Source organism: Bradyrhizobium sp. 18BD (assembly GCF_054185225.1).
Genome location: NZ_JAVAYL010000030.1, coordinates 1 through 17,627 on the forward strand (window position 1 = coordinate 1; position 17,627 = coordinate 17,627).

Annotated in this window: 17 protein-coding genes; 14 read left to right on the forward strand and 3 right to left on the reverse strand. The window is 65.1% G+C overall.

Annotation, left to right across the window (positions count from 1 at the left end; genetic code table 11):
* The first annotated feature begins 346 nt into the window (after positions 1 to 346).
* The 11 genes from RAD16_RS36970 to fabZ all read left to right on the forward strand — a co-directional run bounded on the left by RAD16_RS36970 (position 347) and on the right by fabZ (position 12,338).
* Entirely contained in the window at positions 347 to 1,342 is a 996-nt protein-coding gene (locus tag RAD16_RS36970) for a 30S ribosomal protein S2 (RefSeq protein ID WP_458162800.1), read from the forward strand.
* A 136-nt stretch (positions 1,343 to 1,478) separates the two neighbouring features.
* Positions 1,479 to 2,402, forward strand: a complete 924-nt coding sequence (gene tsf / locus RAD16_RS36975) for a translation elongation factor Ts (protein WP_458162801.1) — start codon at positions 1,479 to 1,481, stop codon at positions 2,400 to 2,402.
* Between the two features lie 60 nt (positions 2,403 to 2,462).
* Positions 2,463 to 3,179 (forward strand): UMP kinase, encoded by a 717-nt coding sequence (gene pyrH, locus RAD16_RS36980; RefSeq protein ID WP_458162802.1) that lies wholly within the window; start codon positions 2,463 to 2,465, stop codon positions 3,177 to 3,179.
* 65 nt (positions 3,180 to 3,244) lie between these two features.
* Positions 3,245 to 3,808, forward strand: coding sequence for a ribosome recycling factor (frr, locus tag RAD16_RS36985; RefSeq protein ID WP_283086728.1), 564 nt, complete (start codon positions 3,245 to 3,247; stop codon positions 3,806 to 3,808).
* 100 nt (positions 3,809 to 3,908) lie between these two features.
* Positions 3,909 to 4,667: an isoprenyl transferase gene (locus tag RAD16_RS36990; RefSeq protein ID WP_458162803.1), complete on the forward strand. Its 759-nt coding sequence runs from the start codon at positions 3,909 to 3,911 to the stop codon at positions 4,665 to 4,667.
* Positions 4,664 to 5,506 (forward strand): phosphatidate cytidylyltransferase, encoded by an 843-nt coding sequence (locus tag RAD16_RS36995; protein WP_458162804.1) that lies wholly within the window; start codon positions 4,664 to 4,666, stop codon positions 5,504 to 5,506. Before RAD16_RS36990 ends, RAD16_RS36995 begins: the two co-directional genes overlap by 4 nt.
* A 4-nt stretch (positions 5,507 to 5,510) precedes the next feature.
* Positions 5,511 to 6,734 (forward strand): 1-deoxy-D-xylulose-5-phosphate reductoisomerase, encoded by a 1,224-nt coding sequence (dxr, locus tag RAD16_RS37000; RefSeq protein ID WP_458162805.1) that lies wholly within the window; start codon positions 5,511 to 5,513, stop codon positions 6,732 to 6,734.
* 44 nt (positions 6,735 to 6,778) lie between these two features.
* Entirely contained in the window at positions 6,779 to 7,930 is a 1,152-nt protein-coding gene (rseP, locus tag RAD16_RS37005) for an RIP metalloprotease RseP (protein WP_458162806.1), read from the forward strand.
* A 174-nt stretch (positions 7,931 to 8,104) separates the two neighbouring features.
* Complete coding sequence (gene bamA / locus RAD16_RS37010) at positions 8,105 to 10,660, forward strand: outer membrane protein assembly factor BamA (RefSeq protein ID WP_458162807.1); 2,556 nt, start codon at positions 8,105 to 8,107, stop codon at positions 10,658 to 10,660.
* Positions 10,661 to 10,812: 152 nt separating this feature from the next.
* Entirely contained in the window at positions 10,813 to 11,880 is a 1,068-nt protein-coding gene (gene lpxD / locus RAD16_RS37015) for a UDP-3-O-(3-hydroxymyristoyl)glucosamine N-acyltransferase (RefSeq protein WP_458162808.1), read from the forward strand.
* The gene (gene fabZ / locus RAD16_RS37020; protein WP_326899493.1) at positions 11,877 to 12,338 is read left to right on the forward strand and encodes a 3-hydroxyacyl-ACP dehydratase FabZ; all 462 of its coding nucleotides are present in this window, start codon (positions 11,877 to 11,879) and stop codon (positions 12,336 to 12,338) included. Before lpxD ends, fabZ begins: the two co-directional genes overlap by 4 nt.
* A gap of 6 nt (positions 12,339 to 12,344) precedes the next feature.
* Here fabZ and RAD16_RS37025 read toward each other — a convergent pair whose 3' ends face one another.
* Complete coding sequence (locus RAD16_RS37025; protein WP_458162883.1) at positions 12,345 to 12,689, reverse strand: KTSC domain-containing protein; 345 nt, start codon at positions 12,687 to 12,689, stop codon at positions 12,345 to 12,347.
* A gap of 176 nt (positions 12,690 to 12,865) precedes the next feature.
* Here RAD16_RS37025 and lpxA point away from each other — a divergent pair, with 176 nt between their 5' ends.
* The 3 genes from lpxA to lpxB are packed head-to-tail and all read left to right on the forward strand — an operon-like array spanning position 12,866 to position 15,712.
* On the forward strand, positions 12,866 to 13,660 hold the full coding sequence (gene lpxA, locus RAD16_RS37030) for an acyl-ACP--UDP-N-acetylglucosamine O-acyltransferase (RefSeq protein ID WP_458162809.1): 795 nt from the start codon (positions 12,866 to 12,868) through the stop codon (positions 13,658 to 13,660).
* 19 nt (positions 13,661 to 13,679) lie between these two features.
* Positions 13,680 to 14,537, forward strand: coding sequence for an LpxI family protein (locus RAD16_RS37035; protein WP_458162884.1), 858 nt, complete (start codon positions 13,680 to 13,682; stop codon positions 14,535 to 14,537).
* Entirely contained in the window at positions 14,534 to 15,712 is a 1,179-nt protein-coding gene (gene lpxB, locus RAD16_RS37040; RefSeq protein WP_458162810.1) for a lipid-A-disaccharide synthase, read from the forward strand. Before RAD16_RS37035 ends, lpxB begins: the two co-directional genes overlap by 4 nt.
* A 35-nt stretch (positions 15,713 to 15,747) precedes the next feature.
* Here the strand turns inward: lpxB and RAD16_RS37045 are convergent, their stop codons facing one another.
* Together RAD16_RS37045 and RAD16_RS37050 are read right to left on the reverse strand one after the other, a co-directional pair.
* Positions 15,748 to 16,515, reverse strand: coding sequence for an SDR family NAD(P)-dependent oxidoreductase (locus RAD16_RS37045; RefSeq protein WP_458162811.1), 768 nt, complete (start codon positions 16,513 to 16,515; stop codon positions 15,748 to 15,750).
* The gene (locus RAD16_RS37050; protein WP_458162812.1) at positions 16,512 to 17,627 is read right to left on the reverse strand and encodes an ABC transporter ATP-binding protein; all 1,116 of its coding nucleotides are present in this window, start codon (positions 17,625 to 17,627) and stop codon (positions 16,512 to 16,514) included. The genes RAD16_RS37045 and RAD16_RS37050 overlap by 4 nt, the downstream gene beginning before the upstream one ends.

A 17,627-nucleotide genomic window follows, 5' to 3' on the forward strand; every position in this document is an offset into this window, starting at 1 on the left:
CTCTTTCCCTACCCGACGCTCTGCCGGTCTCCGCCTCCGCCGAGGGTGGCCGTCGCCCCGCCGCGTCCGGCCGCACCGCCGCCACGCCCCGCTGCGCCGGCGCCCAAGAAATGTCCCCCCAACCAGCCGAAATGCTAGGGAGCAGGGGTAATTACGGAATGGGCCTTTCCCGGGCGAAAACCGCCCCCGAAAGGCCCTTATTTCCTTGCTTCTGGCCGAAATGGCGCTATATAGCGCGCCATCTCACACGGAAACATGGCTCACAAGGCCGTCCGGTGGCAGCCGGGGCGAGAACGCTCCGTTTTGCTCACACGTTTCCGGAGGAACCAACCGGAGAATTAGAACGATGGCACTACCCGATTTCACTATGCGTCAGCTCCTCGAAGCCGGCGTGCACTTTGGACACCAGTCGCACCGCTGGAATCCGAAAATGGCTCCGTTCATTTTCGGCGCGCGCAACAACATTCACATCGTCGACCTCGCCCAGACCGTGCCGATGCTGCACACGGCCCTTCAGGCCGTCAGCGACACCGTCGCCAAGGGCGGCCGCATCCTGTTCGTCGGCACCAAGCGCCAGGCGCAGGACGGCGTTGCTGACGCGGCCAAGCGCTGCGCGCAGTATTTCGTCAATTCGCGCTGGCTCGGCGGCACGCTGACCAACTGGAAGACGATCTCGGCCTCGATCAAGCGCCTGCGTCATCTCGACGACGTGCTCTCGGGCGGCGAAGCCAATTCCTACACGAAGAAGGAGCGCCTGACGCTGCAGCGCGAGCGCGACAAGCTCGATCGTTCGCTCGGCGGCATCAAGGACATGGGCGGTCTGCCCGACCTGATCTTCGTGATCGACACCAACAAGGAAGACATCGCGATCCAGGAGGCCCAGCGCCTCAACATCCCGGTCGCCGCGATCGTCGACACCAATTCGGACCCGAAGGGCATCACCTATGTGGTCCCCGGCAATGACGACGCCGGCCGCGCCATCGCGCTGTATTGCGACCTGATCGCGCGTGCGGCGATCGACGGCATCTCGCGTGCCCAGGGCGATTCGGGCATCGACATCGGTGCCTCCGCCCGTCCGCTCGCCGAAGATCTGCCGGCGGCGTCCTCGAGCGGCTTCCAGGGCCTTGCCGGTCCGCGCGGCACCGCCGACGACCTCAAGAAGCTCCCGGGCGTGTCGGGTGCGATCGAGAAGAAGTTCAACGACCTCGGCATCTTCCACTACTGGCAGCTCGCCGAGCTCGACCACGACACCGCGCACACGATCGGCGAAGAAGTCGGTCTGCCGAGCCGCGCGGACGCCTGGGTGGCCAAGGCCAAGGCGCTGACCGCAGAAGCGGAATAGTCAAAAAGAGCGATCGGCTGGCCGGATCGGATCCGGCCACCATTTCATTCAGTTGACGCGAATTCCTGAGATGGACCGCGGCGGGGCAATTGGAGCCACGCCGCGGCGAACCGGCAGGCAAGAAGGATTTTCAACGATGGCAACGATCACTGCTGCGATGGTCAAGGATCTGCGCGAGTCCACCGGCGCAGGCATGATGGACTGCAAGGCCGCGCTGACCGAGAACGACGGCAATATGGAAGCGGCGCAGGATTGGCTGCGCAAGAAGGGCCTGTCGAAGGCTGCCAAGAAGTCGGGCCGCGTTGCGGCCGAAGGCCTGATTGGCGCGCTTACCAAGGGCAACAAGGGCGTCGTGGTCGAGGTCAACTCCGAGACCGACTTCGTCGCGCGCAACGGCCAGTTCCAGGGCCTGGTCAAGATGGTTGCCCAGGTTGCCTTCGACGCCGGCGCCGATGTCGAGAAGATCAAGGCCGCCAAGGTCGGCGACGTCACGGTGGAAACCGCGATCAATGACGCGATCGCCACCATTGGCGAGAACATGACGCTGCGCCGTGCCGCTGCGCTCGAGGTGAGCCAGGGCGTGGTGTCGCACTACGTCCACGGTGCCGTCATCGACGGCGCCGGCAAGATGGGCGTGATCGTCGCGCTGGAATCGCCCGGCAAGGCCGACGAGCTCGCGACGCTCGGCCGCCAGATCGCGATGCACATCGCGGCCGCCAACCCGCTGGCGCTCGATCCGTCCGGTCTCGATCAGGCGGTCGTCAAGCGCGAGAAGGACGTGCTCGCCGACAAGTATCGCCAGCAGGGCAAGCCGGAGAACGTGATCGAGAAGATCGTCGAGTCCGGCCTCAAGACCTATTACAAGGAGGTCTGTCTGCTCGAGCAGGCCTTCATCCACGACACCGGCAAGTCGGTGGCGCAGGCGGTGAAGGAAGCCGAAGGCAAGGTCGGCGGCGCGATCAAGATCGCGGGCTTTGTGCGCTATGCTCTCGGTGAGGGAATCGAGAAGCAGGAAAGCGACTTCGCGGCCGAGGTCGCGGCGGCCAGCGGCAAGAAGTAAGCGCCGGAACGTTCCTTCCGGCGTGCCGCCGGAAGCGGCGCCCGGACGAGGAAAGTGCTCATGACTGATCCGGTCTATCGTCGCGTCGTGATCAAGCTGTCCGGCGAATATCTCGCGGGACAGCAAGGCTTTGGCATCGATCAGCCGACCATGGACCGGGTTGCGGACGATCTGATCGCCGCCCGCCAGCTCGGCACCGAGGTCGCGGTCGTGATCGGCGGCGGCAATATCTTTCGCGGTGTCGAGGTGTCCTCCCGCGGCGTATCGCGCCCGACCGGCGACACCATGGGCATGCTTGCCACCATGATGAACTGCCTGGCGCTCGAAGCCACGATCGAGCGCAAGGGCATGCCGGCGAGGGCTCTCTCGGCGTTCGTCATGCCCGAGGTTTCCGAGCTGTTTACCCGCACGGCAGCGCACAAATATCTCGCCGAGGGCCGGATCCTGCTGCTTGGCGGCGGAACCGGCAATCCGTTCTTCACCACCGACACGACCGCGGTGCTGCGCGCCGCCGAGATCGGCGCCCAGGCGGTGCTGAAGGCGACCAATGTGGACGGCGTCTACTCGGCCGACCCCAAGAAAGACCCGACCGCGACGCGATTCGACCGTCTGACGCATTCTCAGGCGATCGAGGGCGGCTACAAGGTGATGGATGCGACCGCCTTCGCACTTGCCCGCGAGACGTCACTGCCTATCATCGTATTTTCGATCGCGGAGCCCGGTTCGATCGGCGCGATTCTGCGTGGCGCCGGCCACGGAACCATCGTCGCCGGCTGACGGCTCATCTGGCGCGCCCCAGAAGCAGGGGCGCGAGGTCGCCGGGATTTTGAAGGAGAAACGTGATGGCCACGGGTAATTTCGACCTCAACGAAGTGAAGCGTCGCATGCAGGGCGCCGTCCAGTCGCTCAAGCACGAGCTTGGCGGCTTGCGCACCGGCCGCGCCTCGGCCTCGATGCTCGATCCGGTGCAGGTCGATGCCTATGGCAGCCACATGCCGCTCAATCAGCTCGCCACCGTCAGCGTGCCGGAGCCGCGCCTGATCTCGGTGCAGGTCTGGGACAAGTCGATGGTCAAGGCGGTGGAAAAGGCGATCGTCGATTCCAATCTCGGCCTGTCGCCCGCGACCGAAGGCCAGGTGCTGCGCCTGCGCATCCCCGAGCTCAACGAGGAGCGCCGCAAGGAGCTGGTGAAGGTCGCGCACAAATACGCCGAAGCCGCCAAGGTCGCCGCGCGCCACGTCCGCCGCGACGGTCTCGACGTTCTCAAGAAGCTCGAGAAGAATCACGAGATGTCGGAGGACGACCAGAAGCGTCACGCCGACGAGGTGCAGAAGGCCACCGACGGCACCATCACCGAGATCGACCAGCTGCTGGCCGCCAAGGAAAAAGAGATCCTCACCGTCTAAAGCGCGGTGAATTGTCATCGCGCTTTGGGTTATTGTTCGCGCATGATCGTTTCGGAAAGTCGCTTCGCATTTTTCCGGGTCATGCTTTAAGGCCGCTTCCATGTCCAACGCCGCCGCGCCTGCAACGGAAGGACCCGACCGGTCCGACGCGCCTGCGCATGTCGCCATCATCATGGATGGCAACGGGCGTTGGGCGGCCGCGCGCGGCCTGCCGCGTGCAGAGGGGCATCGCCGCGGCGTCGAGGCGTTGCGCCGCGTGGTGCGGGCCTCGCACGAACTCGGCATCCGCTACCTCACCATCTTCTCGTTCTCGTCGGAGAACTGGTCGCGGCCGGCGAGCGAGATCGGCGATCTCTTCGGTTTGCTCCGCCGCTTCATCCGCAACGACCTCGCCAGCCTGCATCGCGATGGCGTCAAGGTCCGCATCATCGGCGAGCGCGACGGGCTCGAGGGCGACATCTGTGCGCTGCTGAACGAGGCCGAGGAGCTGACGCGCGACAACACGCGCCTCACGCTGGTCGTCGCCTTCAACTACGGCTCGCGGCATGAGATCGCGAAGGCGGCGCAGAAGCTCGCGCGCGAAGTTGCCGAGGGCAAGCGCGATCCTGCTTCGATCGACGCCGAGACGCTTGGCGCGCATCTCGATGCACCCGACATTCCCGATCCCGATCTCATCATCCGCACCAGCGGCGAGCAGCGCCTGTCCAACTTCCTGATGTGGCAGGCCGCCTATAGCGAGCTGGTGTTCGTGCCGATCCACTGGCCCGATTTCGACAAGGCGGCGCTGGAAGGCGCGATCGCCGAATTTGCCAGGCGCGAGCGCCGTTTCGGCGGCCTGGTCGCGAAAACCGCCTCGTGAGCGAACCAGACGCCGCATCGGCGGGCGCCAAGCCTGCCCCGAGCAATCTCGTGATGCGGGTTCTCGCAGCGCTGGTGCTGGCGCCGCTCACCATCGCGGCCGCCTATGCCGGCGGCTGGCTGTGGGCGCTGCTCGTCACCCTGGTGTCGATCGGGCTGTTCGCGGAATGGCTGACGGTTGTGGGCGCGGGCTCAGCCGCGCTGACCGGGGCGGGGACGGTCGTCATCGCCATGATGGGTCTGTGCGTTGCCGCTGGCGCGCTCAAGACCGCCATCATCGTCGGCTGCGTCGGCGGCGCGATCATCATGCTGATCGCGCGCGGCAAGTTCGTCTGGGCGGCGACCGGCTTTGCCTACGCCGCGGCGGCCCTGCTCGCCTCGATCCTGGTGCGGAAGGATCTCGCCAACGGTTTCTCCGCGCTGATGTTCATTCTGCTGGTGGTGTGGGCGACCGATATCGGTGGCTATTTCGCCGGCCGCAGCATCGGCGGTCCGAAGCTCTGGCCACGCGTCAGCCCGAAGAAGACTTGGTCCGGCGCCCTCGGCGGCTTCACGGCGAGCCTTGCGGTCGCCGCCGGCTTTGCCGCGTGCGGGATCGGGAAGGCAGTTCCGCTGCTGCTCGTCAGCGCGGTCCTGTCGGTGGTGTCGCAGCTCGGCGATCTCTTCGAATCTGCCGTGAAGCGGCGCTTCGGCGTCAAGGATTCCAGTCACTTAATTCCCGGTCATGGCGGTCTATTGGACCGTCTGGACGGTTTTGTCGCCGCCATCCTGGCGGCATGGCTTATCGGCTTTCTCCGCCATGGTGTGCATAGCGCCGGAAGCGGTCTTATGGTTTGGTGAGGATATGAGCGCCGTTCCCTTGCGTAATAACAGGCTTGCTGCGTCCGACATCCGCAGCGTCACAGTCCTCGGTGCCACCGGCTCGATCGGCGACAGCACGATGGATTTGCTGCGTGCCTCGCCCGAGCGCTACCGCGTCGAAGCCTTGACCGCGAACAGCAACGTCGAGGCGCTGGCCAAGCTCGCCAAGGAGTTTTCCGCGCGCTACGTCGCGATCGCGGACGCTTCCAAGCTCGGCGAGCTCAAGGCTGCGCTCGCGGGCACGAGCACCGAATGCGGCGCCGGCGAGAGCGCCGTCATCGAGGCGGGCGCCCGTCCGGCCGATTGGGTGATGGCGGCGGTCAGCGGCGCGGCCGGTCTGAAGCCGGCATTGGCGGCGGTTGATCGCGGCGCCCATGTCGCGCTCGCCAACAAGGAATGTCTCGTCTGCGCCGGTGATTTCTTCATGCAGCGCGCGGCAAAAGCCGGTGCCTGCATCCTGCCGGCCGATTCCGAGCACAACGCGCTGTTCCAGGCGCTGGCATCGGGCAATCGCGACGAACTGGTCCGCGTCATCATCACCGCGTCGGGCGGCCCGTTCCGGACCTGGAAGCCCGCCGACATCGAGCAGGCAACGCTCGAGCAGGCCCTGAAGCATCCCAACTGGAGCATGGGCCAGAAGATCACGATCGATTCCGCCTCGATGATGAACAAGGGCCTCGAAGTGATCGAGGCGTCCTATTTGTTCGCGCTCTCGCCCGACGAGATCGACGTCCTGGTGCATCCGCAGTCGATCATCCACGGCATGGTCGAGTTCTCCGACCGCTCGGTGATGGCGCAGCTCGGCTCGCCCGACATGCGCACCCCGATCGCGCACTGCCTCGGCTGGCCCGACCGCATCAAGGGACCGGCGGCCAAGCTGGACCTCGCCAAGATCGGCCAGCTCACCTTCGAGGCGCCGGATTTCGAACGGTTCCCCGGACTGCGGCTGGCGTTCGATTCGCTGCGGACCGGGAAGGGGGCGACCACGGTCTACAACGCCGCCAACGAGGTCGCGGTCGCCGCCTTCATCGCCGGCAAGATCCGCTTCGGCGCCATCGCGCGGCTGGTCGAGGCGACGCTGGACGACTGGGTCCGCGGCGGGAACCAGGCCCCGATGACGTCCGCGGATGACGCAATATCCGTTGACCATGTTGCTCGAAATAGAGCTGCCGCCCTATTGCCTCAAATTGCCTTAAAGGCATCCTAGATGGTTCGGGGCCAGGGCCTTGCGGCGCTGGATGAGGGAATTCGATGATCGACTTTTTTACCCATAGTTTCAATGCGTTGAGCCATGGGCTCCTCGGCTACGTTGTTCCCTTCCTCTTCGTCCTGACCATCGTCGTGTTCTTCCATGAGCTCGGCCACTTTCTGGTCGCGCGCTGGGCAGGCGTCCGGGTCCTAACCTTCTCGCTCGGTTTCGGACCTGAGCTGGTCGGTTTCAACGACCGCCACGGCACCCGCTGGAAGATTTCGGCGATCCCGCTCGGCGGCTACGTCAAGTTCTTCGGTGACGAGAGCGAGGCCTCGACCCCGTCGGCCGAGACGCTGGCGGCGATGACCGCCGAGGAGCGCGCCGGCAGCTTCCACCACAAGAAGGTCGGCCCGCGGGCAGCCATCGTTGCGGCCGGGCCGATCGCCAATTTCATCCTGGGCGCGCTGATCTTCGCCGGCATGGCGCTGTATTATGGCAAGCCGAGCACGATCGCGCGGGTCGATGGCGTCGTCGCCGACGGCGCGGCAGCCACGGCCGGCTTCAAGATCGGGGACGTCGTCGTCCAGATCGACGGCAAGCCGATCGAGAGCTTTGCAGACATGCAGCGAATCGTGGCGATGAACGCCGGTTCTGCGCTTGCTTTCCAGGTGAAGCGGGACGGCGCCATCGTGTCGCTGACCGCGACCCCGGCGCTGCTCGACCGCAAGGACCCGTTCGGCAACAGCCATCGGGTCGGCGTTCTCGGCGTCGAGCACAAGTCGCAGGCCGGTGAGGCCTCGACCGCGCCGGTCGGCGTCGGCGAAGCGCTCAAGATCGGGGTCGAGCAGGTCTGGTTCATCATCACCAGCACCTTCAAGTTCCTGGGCTCGCTGTTTGTCGGGCAGGGCAATCCGAACGAGGTCAGCGGCGTGCTCGGCATCGCCAAGATGTCGGGACAGGCGGCCAGCGCCGGGTTCCAGTTCGTGATCAATCTGTGCGCAGTGCTGTCGGTGTCGATTGGCCTGCTGAACCTGTTCCCGATCCCGCTGCTCGATGGTGGCCACCTTATGTTCTATGCGGCGGAAGTCGTTCGCGGCCGGCCCTTGTCCGAGCGGACCCAGGAGATGGGGTTCCGAATCGGGCTGGGTTTGGTGCTGATGTTGATGGTGTTTGCCACCTACAATGACATCCTGCGGATGGCCGCTTCCTAATACGGGCTTTTTTGTGGCGTTGCTGATCAGCAACGTCTTGGAATGAAATTGAAATTACGGTGTCTGCTGCCGTTTGCGGCACCGAGGAAATTGGCTACAAGCGGCTTCGAACTTGGGGAATCTCCCAGACCGGCGTTGGGGTTGGGTCTGGTACTGATAAGGGCGCGTTGCGCAATGAAGTTTGGACTGCGACTCCGGGGGGGCTTGCTCGCAACCCTGATCTTGTTCGGCGCGCCGGTGGTTGCCCCGGTTGGGGCTGTTTTGGTGTCTTCGTCTGCGCTTGCGCAGACCGTCCAGTCGATTTCCGTCGAAGGGAATCGCCGTGTCGAGGTGGAGACGATCCGCTCCTATTTCAAGCCGGGTCCGGGCGGTCGCCTGGATCAGGGCGCCATCGATGATGGCCTCAAGGCGCTGATCGAGACGGGCCTGTTCCAGGACGTCCGAATCAACCGTGGCGCCGGTGGCCAGATCATCGTCTCCGTGGTGGAAAACCCGGTGATCGGCCGCATCGCCTTCGAGGGCAACAAGAAGATCAAGGACGAGCAGCTCACCGCTGAGGTCCAGTCCAAGGCGCGCGGCACCTTCTCCCGCGCCATGGTGCAGTCCGACACGCTGCGAATCGCCGAGATCTATCGCCGCTCCGGCCGCTACGACGTGCGCGTCACGCCCGAGATCATCGAGCAGCCGAACAACCGCGTCGACCTGGTCTTCACGATCGAGGAAGGCGCCAAGACCGGCGTCAAGTCGATCGAGTTCGTCGGCAACAACGCGTTCTCGTCCTATCGCCTGCGCGACGTCATCAAGACGCACGAATCGAACCTGCTGAGCTTCCTCGCCAGCAGCGACATCTACGATCCCGATCGCGTCGAAGCCGACCGCGACCTGATCCGCCGCTTCTATCTCAAGAACGGTTTCGCCGACGTCCAGGTCGTCGCCGCGCTGACCGAATACGATCCGGAGAAGAAGGGCTTCAACGTCACCTTCAAGATCGAGGAAGGCGCGCAGTACCGCGTCGGCGCGGTCGACTTCCGCACCAGCATTCCGAACTTCGACCCCACCTCGATGCGCAGCTATTCGCGCGTCAATGTCGGCTCGCTCTACAACGTCGAGTCGGTCGAGAAGTCGGTCGAGGAGATGCAGATCGAGGCCTCGCGCCGCGGCTATGCCTTCGCCGTGGTCCGTCCCGGCGGCGACCGCAATTTTGACGCGCACACGGTCAACGTCGTGTTCAACATCGACGAGGGCCCGCGCACCTATATCGAGCGCATCAATCTGCGCGGCAACACCCGCACGCGCGACTACGTGATCCGCCGCGAGTTCGACATCTCCGAGGGCGATGCCTACAACCGCGCGCTGGTCGATCGTGCCGAGCGCCGCCTGAAGAACCTCGACTACTTCAAGAGCGTGAAGATCACGACGGAGCCGGGCTCCTCGAGCGACCGCGTCATCCTGATCGTCGACATGGAAGAGAAATCGACCGGCGACTTCTCGATCTCGGGCGGTTACTCCACGACCGACGGTGCGCTCGCCGAAGTCTCGGTCTCCGAGCGTAACCTGCTTGGCCGCGGCCTGTTCGCCAAGGCGTCGGTGACCTACGGCCAGTACGCGCGCGGCTACTCGTTGTCGTTCGTCGAACCCTATCTGCTCGACTACCGCGTCGCGCTGGGTCTCGACCTCTATCAGCGCCAGCAGCTGTCCAACAGCTACATCTCCTACGGCACCAAGACGCTCGGCTTCTCGCCGCGCCTCGGCTTCTCCTTGCGTGAAGATCTGTCGCTCCAGCTGCGCTACTCGATCTACCAGCAGGAAATTACGCTGCCGTCCTACTTGGCGAACTGTAACAACAACCAGTTCCTGGCGGATGGCGTGACGCCGAATCCGCTCTTCAACCCGAGCCCAGCCTTTGCCAATGCCAATGGTATTAGTCTCGCCTCGACGAACGGCCTTGGCTGCTACAGCGACGGCGAAGCCTCGTTGCCGGTGCGCAAAGAGCTTGCCGGCGGCAAGACCCTGACCTCGGCTCTCGGCTACACGCTGAGCTACAACACGCTGGACAACAACAAGAACCCCACCGACGGTCTGCTCGTCGACTTCCGCCAGGACTTCGCCGGCGTCGGCGGCGACGTCTCCTACCTGAAGTCGGTGGTCGACGCGAAGTACTACACACCGCTGGTGTCTGATATCGTCGGCCTCGTGCACATGCAGGGGGGCATGCTGAACCAGATCGGCAACAAGGAACTGCGCATGCTCGATCAGTTCCAGATGGGGCCGAACCTTGTCCGCGGCTTTGCCCCGAATGGCATCGGCCCGCGCGATTTGAATCCCTACGGCACGCAGGACGCGCTTGGCGGCACCAAATATTGGGGCGCTTCGCTCGAATTGCAGATGCCGTTCTGGTTCCTGCCGAAGGAAGTGGGTCTGAAGGGCGCGGTCTACGCTGACGCTGGCGGTCTCTTCGACTATCAGGGACCGACGACGTGGTTCGCGACCAACGAAATAACCACGACCAGGAATTCGAACTGTACGCCGTCGACGATCAACCCGGCCACGCCTGGCACCTGTACCGGCCTGGTGTATGACAACGGCAATACCGTCCGTTCGTCGGTTGGTGTCGGCCTGATCTGGCAGTCACCATTCGGACCCTTGCGCTTCGACTACGCCGTGCCGCTCACCAAGGGCAAGTACGACCGTGTGCAGGAGTTCCGGTTCGGCGGCGGCACCACGTTCTAATTCGAACAGCACGGCATGATCCGGCCCCCTGGGTTACCCTTCTTGGGTTTCTCTCGGGGGCCGATCTTTCAAAAAGATCGTGCTCAATCCATGAGATAAGGCATGATGCGGCCTGACCGCTTCATGCCGAAGCCGGACCGCAACGGGGTGGAATGGCGCAGCCGACCTTCTTCAAGAAACCGCCTGCCACAGCGCTGGCCGATATTGCCACGCTGACCAAGGCGCAGCTGGTCGACCTCACACGGGGCGACCGCGTCATCACGGGCCTGGCTTCGCTCGACGAGGCCGGCCCGATGCATTTGGCGTTCTTCGACAACCTTAAATATGCCGATGAGCTCAAGGCGACCAAGGCCGGCGCCTGTCTGGTGAGCCCGCGCTTCGAGGCCCAGGTGCCCGCGCATGTGGCCGTGCTGCGGGTGGCGCAGCCGTTCAGGGCCTTCGTCAGGATCGCCCGGGAGTGGCACGAGGACGCGCTCAGGCCGCAATCCTGGGTCGGCAATGACCGCATCGCTCCGTCCGCCATCATCGATCCCACGGCGCGGCTCGAGGACGGGGTGATCGTCGATCCCCTCGCGGTGATCGGCGCCGACGTCGAGATCGGCAGCGGCACAGTGGTCGGCGTCGGGGCTGTGATCGGCCCGGGCGTCAAGATCGGCCGGGACTGCAATGTCGGCGCCCGTACCGCCATCCAGTGCGCCCTGATCGGCAACAACGTGCTGATCCATCCCGGCTGCTCGATCGGCCAGGACGGCTATGGGTTCATCTTCTTCGGCCCCGAGGGCCATCTGAAGGTGCCGCAGACCGGGCGTGTGCTGATCCAGAACGACGTCGAGGTCGGGGCCAACACCACCATCGATCGTGGCTCCCTGCGTGACACCGTGATCGGCGAGGGCACCAAAATCGACAATCAGGTTCAGATCGGCCACAATGTGACGATCGGTCGGCACTGCCTGCTGGCGGCCCAGATCGGCCTCGCCGGCAGCCTGACCATCGGCGACAACGTGGCGCTGGGAGCGAAGGTTGGTATCAACAATCACCTCAAGATCGGCGACGGAGCCCAGGTGACCGCGATGAGCGCCGTCAAGGACGACATTCCGCCGGGCGGCCGCTGGGGCGGGCACTTTGCCAAGCCGACCAAGCAGTGGTTCAAGGAAATTATCGCGGTGGAGCGCCTGGTACGCGACAGCAAGGCCGATCCGAAGAACGAGGGACGGGAATGACGGAGGAATCGCCTATCAAGTTCGAGCTGGTGGATATCAATGCGATCCTCCGGACGCTGCCGCACCGTTTCCCGATGCTGCTGATCGACCGCGTGATCAACATCCGCGCCGATTACAGCGGCATCGGCATCAAGAACGTCACCTTCAACGAACCGGCCTTCCAGGGCCATTTTCCCGAGCGCCCGGTCTATCCCGGTGTGATGATGATCGAGGCGATGGCGCAGACGGCGGGCGTGATCGGCATCACCTCGGTCGAGGGCACCGAGAAGCCGCGCGCGGTGTATTTCCTCACCATCGACAAGTGCAAGTTCCGCAAGCCCGTGCTGCCCGGCGATACCATCGAATACCACATGCGTTCGATCGGCCGCCGCAAGGCGATGTGGTGGTTTCACGGCGACGCCAAGGTCAACGGCCAGGTCGTTGCGGAAGCCGACGTCGGCGCCATGCTGACGGATTAAGCGAGATCAGCTCCTCTGGACGCGTTCGCGCGTCGGGCAGGCGTAACGGCCGACTGTCACATCGCGCTTGATGTTCTGGTTGAAGAACTGGCCCATGGACGGTGCGCCCAGCAGGTGCTCGACCGTGTCCGCCGTCACGCCGCAATAGCGGTCATAGGCGCCGTTCACCGTGACGAGAAGGTGCTGCTGCGCGGGATCGTAACAGACTCGCTGCAGCACCGTGCTGCGGGTGATGTCGCGGCATTCGAATGTCTCGAGATCGACGCGGCGATGTTCGCCAGTCTCGATCGTCTCGGATACGACCGGCGCGGTCGCGAGCTGTGCGAGCAGGATTGCAAGGGCCCTGACCACGATGACTTCAAGCTCCACATGAACGCGTTGAGGCGTTGCGGCGGCCGGCTCATCCGGCACCTGAAACACGCCGAGATGATACGTCACTGGACAGATCGGGCATAGTCGCGCTAACCAGCGGAAAACTGAGCGACTTCAAAGCCTAACCAGACCTTCTTGATGAGTCAGATTGCTTGATGAGTAAGATTGATCCTACCGCACGGGTCGAGGACGGGGCCGTGATCGGCGAGGGCACCGAGATCGGGCCCTTTTGCATCATCGGCCCGCATGTCGTGATCGGCGCGAACTGCAAGCTGATCGGGCATGTGCACATCACGGCGCAGACCACCATCGGCGACAATTGCACCATCTATCCTTTCGCCTCGCTCGGCACACCGCCGCAGTCGCTCAGCTATCGCGGCGAGCTGACCAAGCTCACGATCGGCTCGGGCTGCACCATCCGCGAATCCGTCACCATGAACGCCGGTACCGTCGCCGGCGGCGGCATCACCACGGTCGGCGACCGCGGCTATTTCATGAATTGCAGCCATGTCGGCCATGACTGCCATGTCGGCAATGACGTGATCTTCGCGACCTCGGCGACGCTCGGCGGTCATGCCGAGATCGGCGACTTCGTTTTCATCGGCGGCCTGTCCGCGGTGCACCAGTTCACCCGCATCGGGCCGCAGGTGATGGTCGGGGGCGTTTGCGGCGTGCGCGACGACATCATCCCGTTCGGGCTGGTCAACGGCCAGTACGCCGTGCTCGAAGGTCTCAACATCATCGGCATGAAGCGGCGCAAGTTCACCAAGCAGCGGCTGGCGACCGTGCGTTCGTTCTACCAGAAGCTCTTCCACGGCCCCGGCATGTTCGCCGAGCGCCTCGCGGCGGCGCAGCCGCTGGCGGGGGAAGACCCCGCGATTGCCGAGATCCTCGACTTCATCGGCAAGGGCAAGCATCGCCCGCTCTGTCTTCCCGCCATCGAGAAGTGATCCTGGCATGGCCGCGGACATGACATCGGCGGCAGCGGAGATTTCATCGCCGGTCGGCGTGGTCGCAGGCGGCGGCGCCATGCCGTTCGCGGTCGCCGACTCGCTCGCCGCGCGCGGCTTCACGCCGGTGCTGTTTCCGCTGCGAGGCGCCTGCGATCCGGTGCAGGTGGACAAATTCCGCCATCGCTGGATCTCGGTCGGTCAGCTCGGCCGCGCCATGCGGCTGTTCCGCGAGGAGGGCTGCCGCGACCTGATCTTCATCGGCACGCTGGTGCGGCCTTCGCTCACGGAAATCCGCTTCGATGTCACGACGCTGCGGCTGCTCGGCAATGTCATCCGAGCCTTCCGCGGCGGCGACGATCATCTGTTGTCCGGTGTCGGCCGCATCCTTGAGCAAGGCGGTTTTCGCATGGTCGGCATCAAGGACGTCGCGCCCGACCTGCTGATGCCCGAGGGCTGCATCAGCCGCGCCTGGCCGGCTGACAATGCCAAGGCCGACATCCAGCGCGGCCGCGCGGTGCTGACCGCGCTCGGGCCGTTCGACATCGGCCAGGCGGCCGTGGTGATCGACGGCCATGTCGTGGCGGTCGAGGACATCGAGGGCACCGATGCGCTGCTCGCGCGCGTCGCGCGGCTGCGCGAGGAGGGGCGGATTCGCGCGGCCACGGGTCGCGGCGTGCTGGTGAAGGCACCGAAGAGTGGCCAGGATCTGCGCTTCGACCTGCCTACGATCGGGCCGCGGACCATCGAGGGCGTCGCGAAAGCCGGCCTTGCCGGCATCGCCGTCATCGCCGGCAACACCATTGCCGCCGAGCCGCAGGCGATGATCGCGCTCGCCGACGCCAAATATCTCTTCATCATCGGCCTGCCGGCGTGATGCAGAACCGCGATCCCAAGCGCAGGATTTTCCTGATCGCGACGGAAGAATCCGGCGACCGGCTCGGCAGCGCCTTGATGAAGGTGCTGCGCCAGCGCCTCGGCGACGGCGTGCAGTTCGAAGGCGTCGGCGGCCGCACTATGGCGCGCGAGGGGCTCGAGACGCTGTTTCCGATCGATGAGCTGTCGATCGTCGGTTTCGCCGCGGTGATCCAGCAATTGCCAAAGATCCTGCGGCTGATCCGCGAGACCGCGGATGCCGTGCTGGAAGCCGCGCCCGATGCGCTCGTCATCATCGACAGCCCGGATTTCACCCATCGCGTCGCCCGCCGCGTGCGCGCGAAGAATCCCGCGATCCCGGTGATCGACTACGTCTCGCCCTCGGTGTGGGCCTGGCGGCCGGGCCGGGCGCGCGCCATGCTCGGCTATGTCGACCATGTTCTCGGACTGTTGCCGTTCGAGCCGGAGGAATATCGCAAGCTCGGCGGGCCGCCCTGCAGCTATGTCGGCCATCCCCTGGTCGAGCAATTGCCTTCGCTGCGGCCGAGCGCGGAGGAGCAGGCACGTCGTGATACCGAGCCGCCGGTGCTGCTGGTGCTGCCCGGCAGCCGCCGCAGCGAGATCCGGCATCATCTCGACGTCTTCGGCACAACGCTCGGGCGGCTCCAGGCCGAAGCCCGCGCGTTCGACCTGATGCTGCCGACCATGCCGCATCTCGAAGCAACCGTGCGCGAGGGCATCGCGAGCTGGCCGGTCAAGCCGCAGATCGTGGTCGGCGAGGCCGAGCGGCGCGCCGCCTTCCGCATCGCGCATGCCGCGCTGGCCAAATCCGGCACGGTGACGCTGGAGCTCGCGCTGTCGGGGATTCCCATGGTGACCGCCTATCGTGTCGGCGCGATGGAAGCCTTCATCCTGCGCCGCGCGATCCGCGTCTCCTCGGTGATCCTAGCCAATCTCGTGATCGGCGAGGACGTCATTCCGGAATATCTGCAGGAGGACTGTACGCCGGAGAAGCTCGCGCCGGCGCTGACGGAGCTGCTCACGGATACGCCGCTGCGCAAGCGGCAGGTCGAGGCGTTCGCGCGGCTCGACCAGATCATGTCGACCGGCAACAAATCGCCGAGCGTGCTCGCGGCTGATATCGTGCTGGCGACGATGCGCAAGGTGCGGCGCTAAGACGACGCGAGGACTTGGCCGACTTCGATCGCGCCCTACGCCAAGCCGCCATCGACCCGAAAGCATTGGCTGGTGATGCGCCGGCTCTCGTCGGATGCGAGGAACAGCGCCAGGCCGGCGATGTCGTCGGGCGTCACTGCATCGGGAACGGCCTGGCGGGTGCGCATCTCCGAGATCTTCTGCTCGTCCGGAAACCAGAGCCGGCGCTGGCGCTCGGTGATGACCATGCCCGGCGCGATGGCATTGACGCGAATGCGGTCGGGACCGACGATCCTGGCCAGCGAGTTGGTGAAGCCGGCAATCGCCGCCTTCGCCCCGGCGTAAACCGGCAGCGCGGGCGCGCCGCGCATCCAGGCCACCGACGACATGTTGATGATCGAACCGCCGCCGCGCACCTGCATCTGCGGCACGATGGCCTGCGCGGCAAAAAAGACGTGCTTGAAGTTGACGCCGATCATCCAGTCGAACTCGGCCGAGGTCACCTCGGCCAATACCTGGCGCTGATCGTTGGCGGCATTGTTCACGAGGACCGCGGCATCGCCGAGCGATCGGTGGACCTCTGCCATGGCGGTGCGCAGGCCATCGATGTCGAGGAGGTCGCACGGCACGAACAGCGGTGCGGCGGCGGAGGTCTTCGCCAATTCCTGCACCAGCGCTTCGCCCGCCTGCGTATCGATGTCGAGGAAGGCGACGCGGGCGCCCTGGCCCGCGAAGGCGCGCACGAAGGCGGCGCCGATACCGCTGGCGCCGCCGGTGATCAGCACCACACGGCCGGCAAGGCTGGAATAGGTGACGTCAGTCATGCGATCAGTCGCTCCGTCTCGGGGTCGAACAGGCAGATGCGGCGGGTGTCCAGCGCGAAGGAGGCCGAGGCGCCCGGCGTCGGGCGGATGTCCGGCGAGATGCGCGCCTGCGCAGGCTCGCCGCCAAGCCGGAGCAGGACGATGGTCTCCGCGCCCGTGGGCTCGACCAGCTCGACTGGTGCGGTAACGATGACAGACGCGCCCACAGCACCGGAGAACACGCGGTCCCCCTCGGTGATGCATTCCGGCCTGATCCCAAGCACCACCTCGCGGCCGACATAGGACTGGGCGGCGTCGTAGCTTTGCAGGCGCAAGCGAACCTCGTCCGGCCGGCCAGCGCCGATCACGACCACCGGTCCACCAGAATCCGCCTCGAGCCGGGCCGCCATCGTGTTCATCGGCGGTGAACCCATGAAACGGGCGACGAACAGATTGGCGGGATAGCGGTATACCGTGTCGGGGTCGGCGAATTGCTGCACCACGCCGCGATGCATCACCGCGATTCGCGTCGCCATCGTCATCGCCTCGATCTGGTCGTGGGTGACATAGATGATGGTGGCGCCGATGCGCTGATGCAGCCGCTTGATCTCCATCCGCATCTCGACGCGCAGCTTGGCGTCGAGGTTGGAGAGCGGCTCGTCGAACAAAAAGAGCAGGGGATCGCGCACGAGGGCCCGCCCCATCGCCACGCGCTGGCGCTGGCCGCCGGAGAGCTGCGACGGCTTGCGGCCGAGCAGCGGCTCGATCTGCAATAGGCGCGCGACATTCGCGACGGCCTTCTCCTGCTCAGCCTTCGGCACATGCCGGCACTCCATGCCGAAGGTGATGTTCTGGCGCACCGTCATCGACGGATAGAGCGCGTAGGACTGGAACACCATGGCGATGTCGCGGTCCTTGGGCGGGACGTCGTTGACGACGCGCCCGCCGATTTCCACCGTGCCGTCGCTGGCACGATCGAGCCCGGCCACGATGTTGAGCAGCGTGGACTTGCCGCAGCCGGATGGACCGACCAGCACGGTGAATTCGCCGCTCTCGATGTCGAGGTCGATGCCCTTCAGCACCTCCAGATTGGCGTAGCGCTTCGACAAGGCGCGAATGCTCAGTGCTGTCAT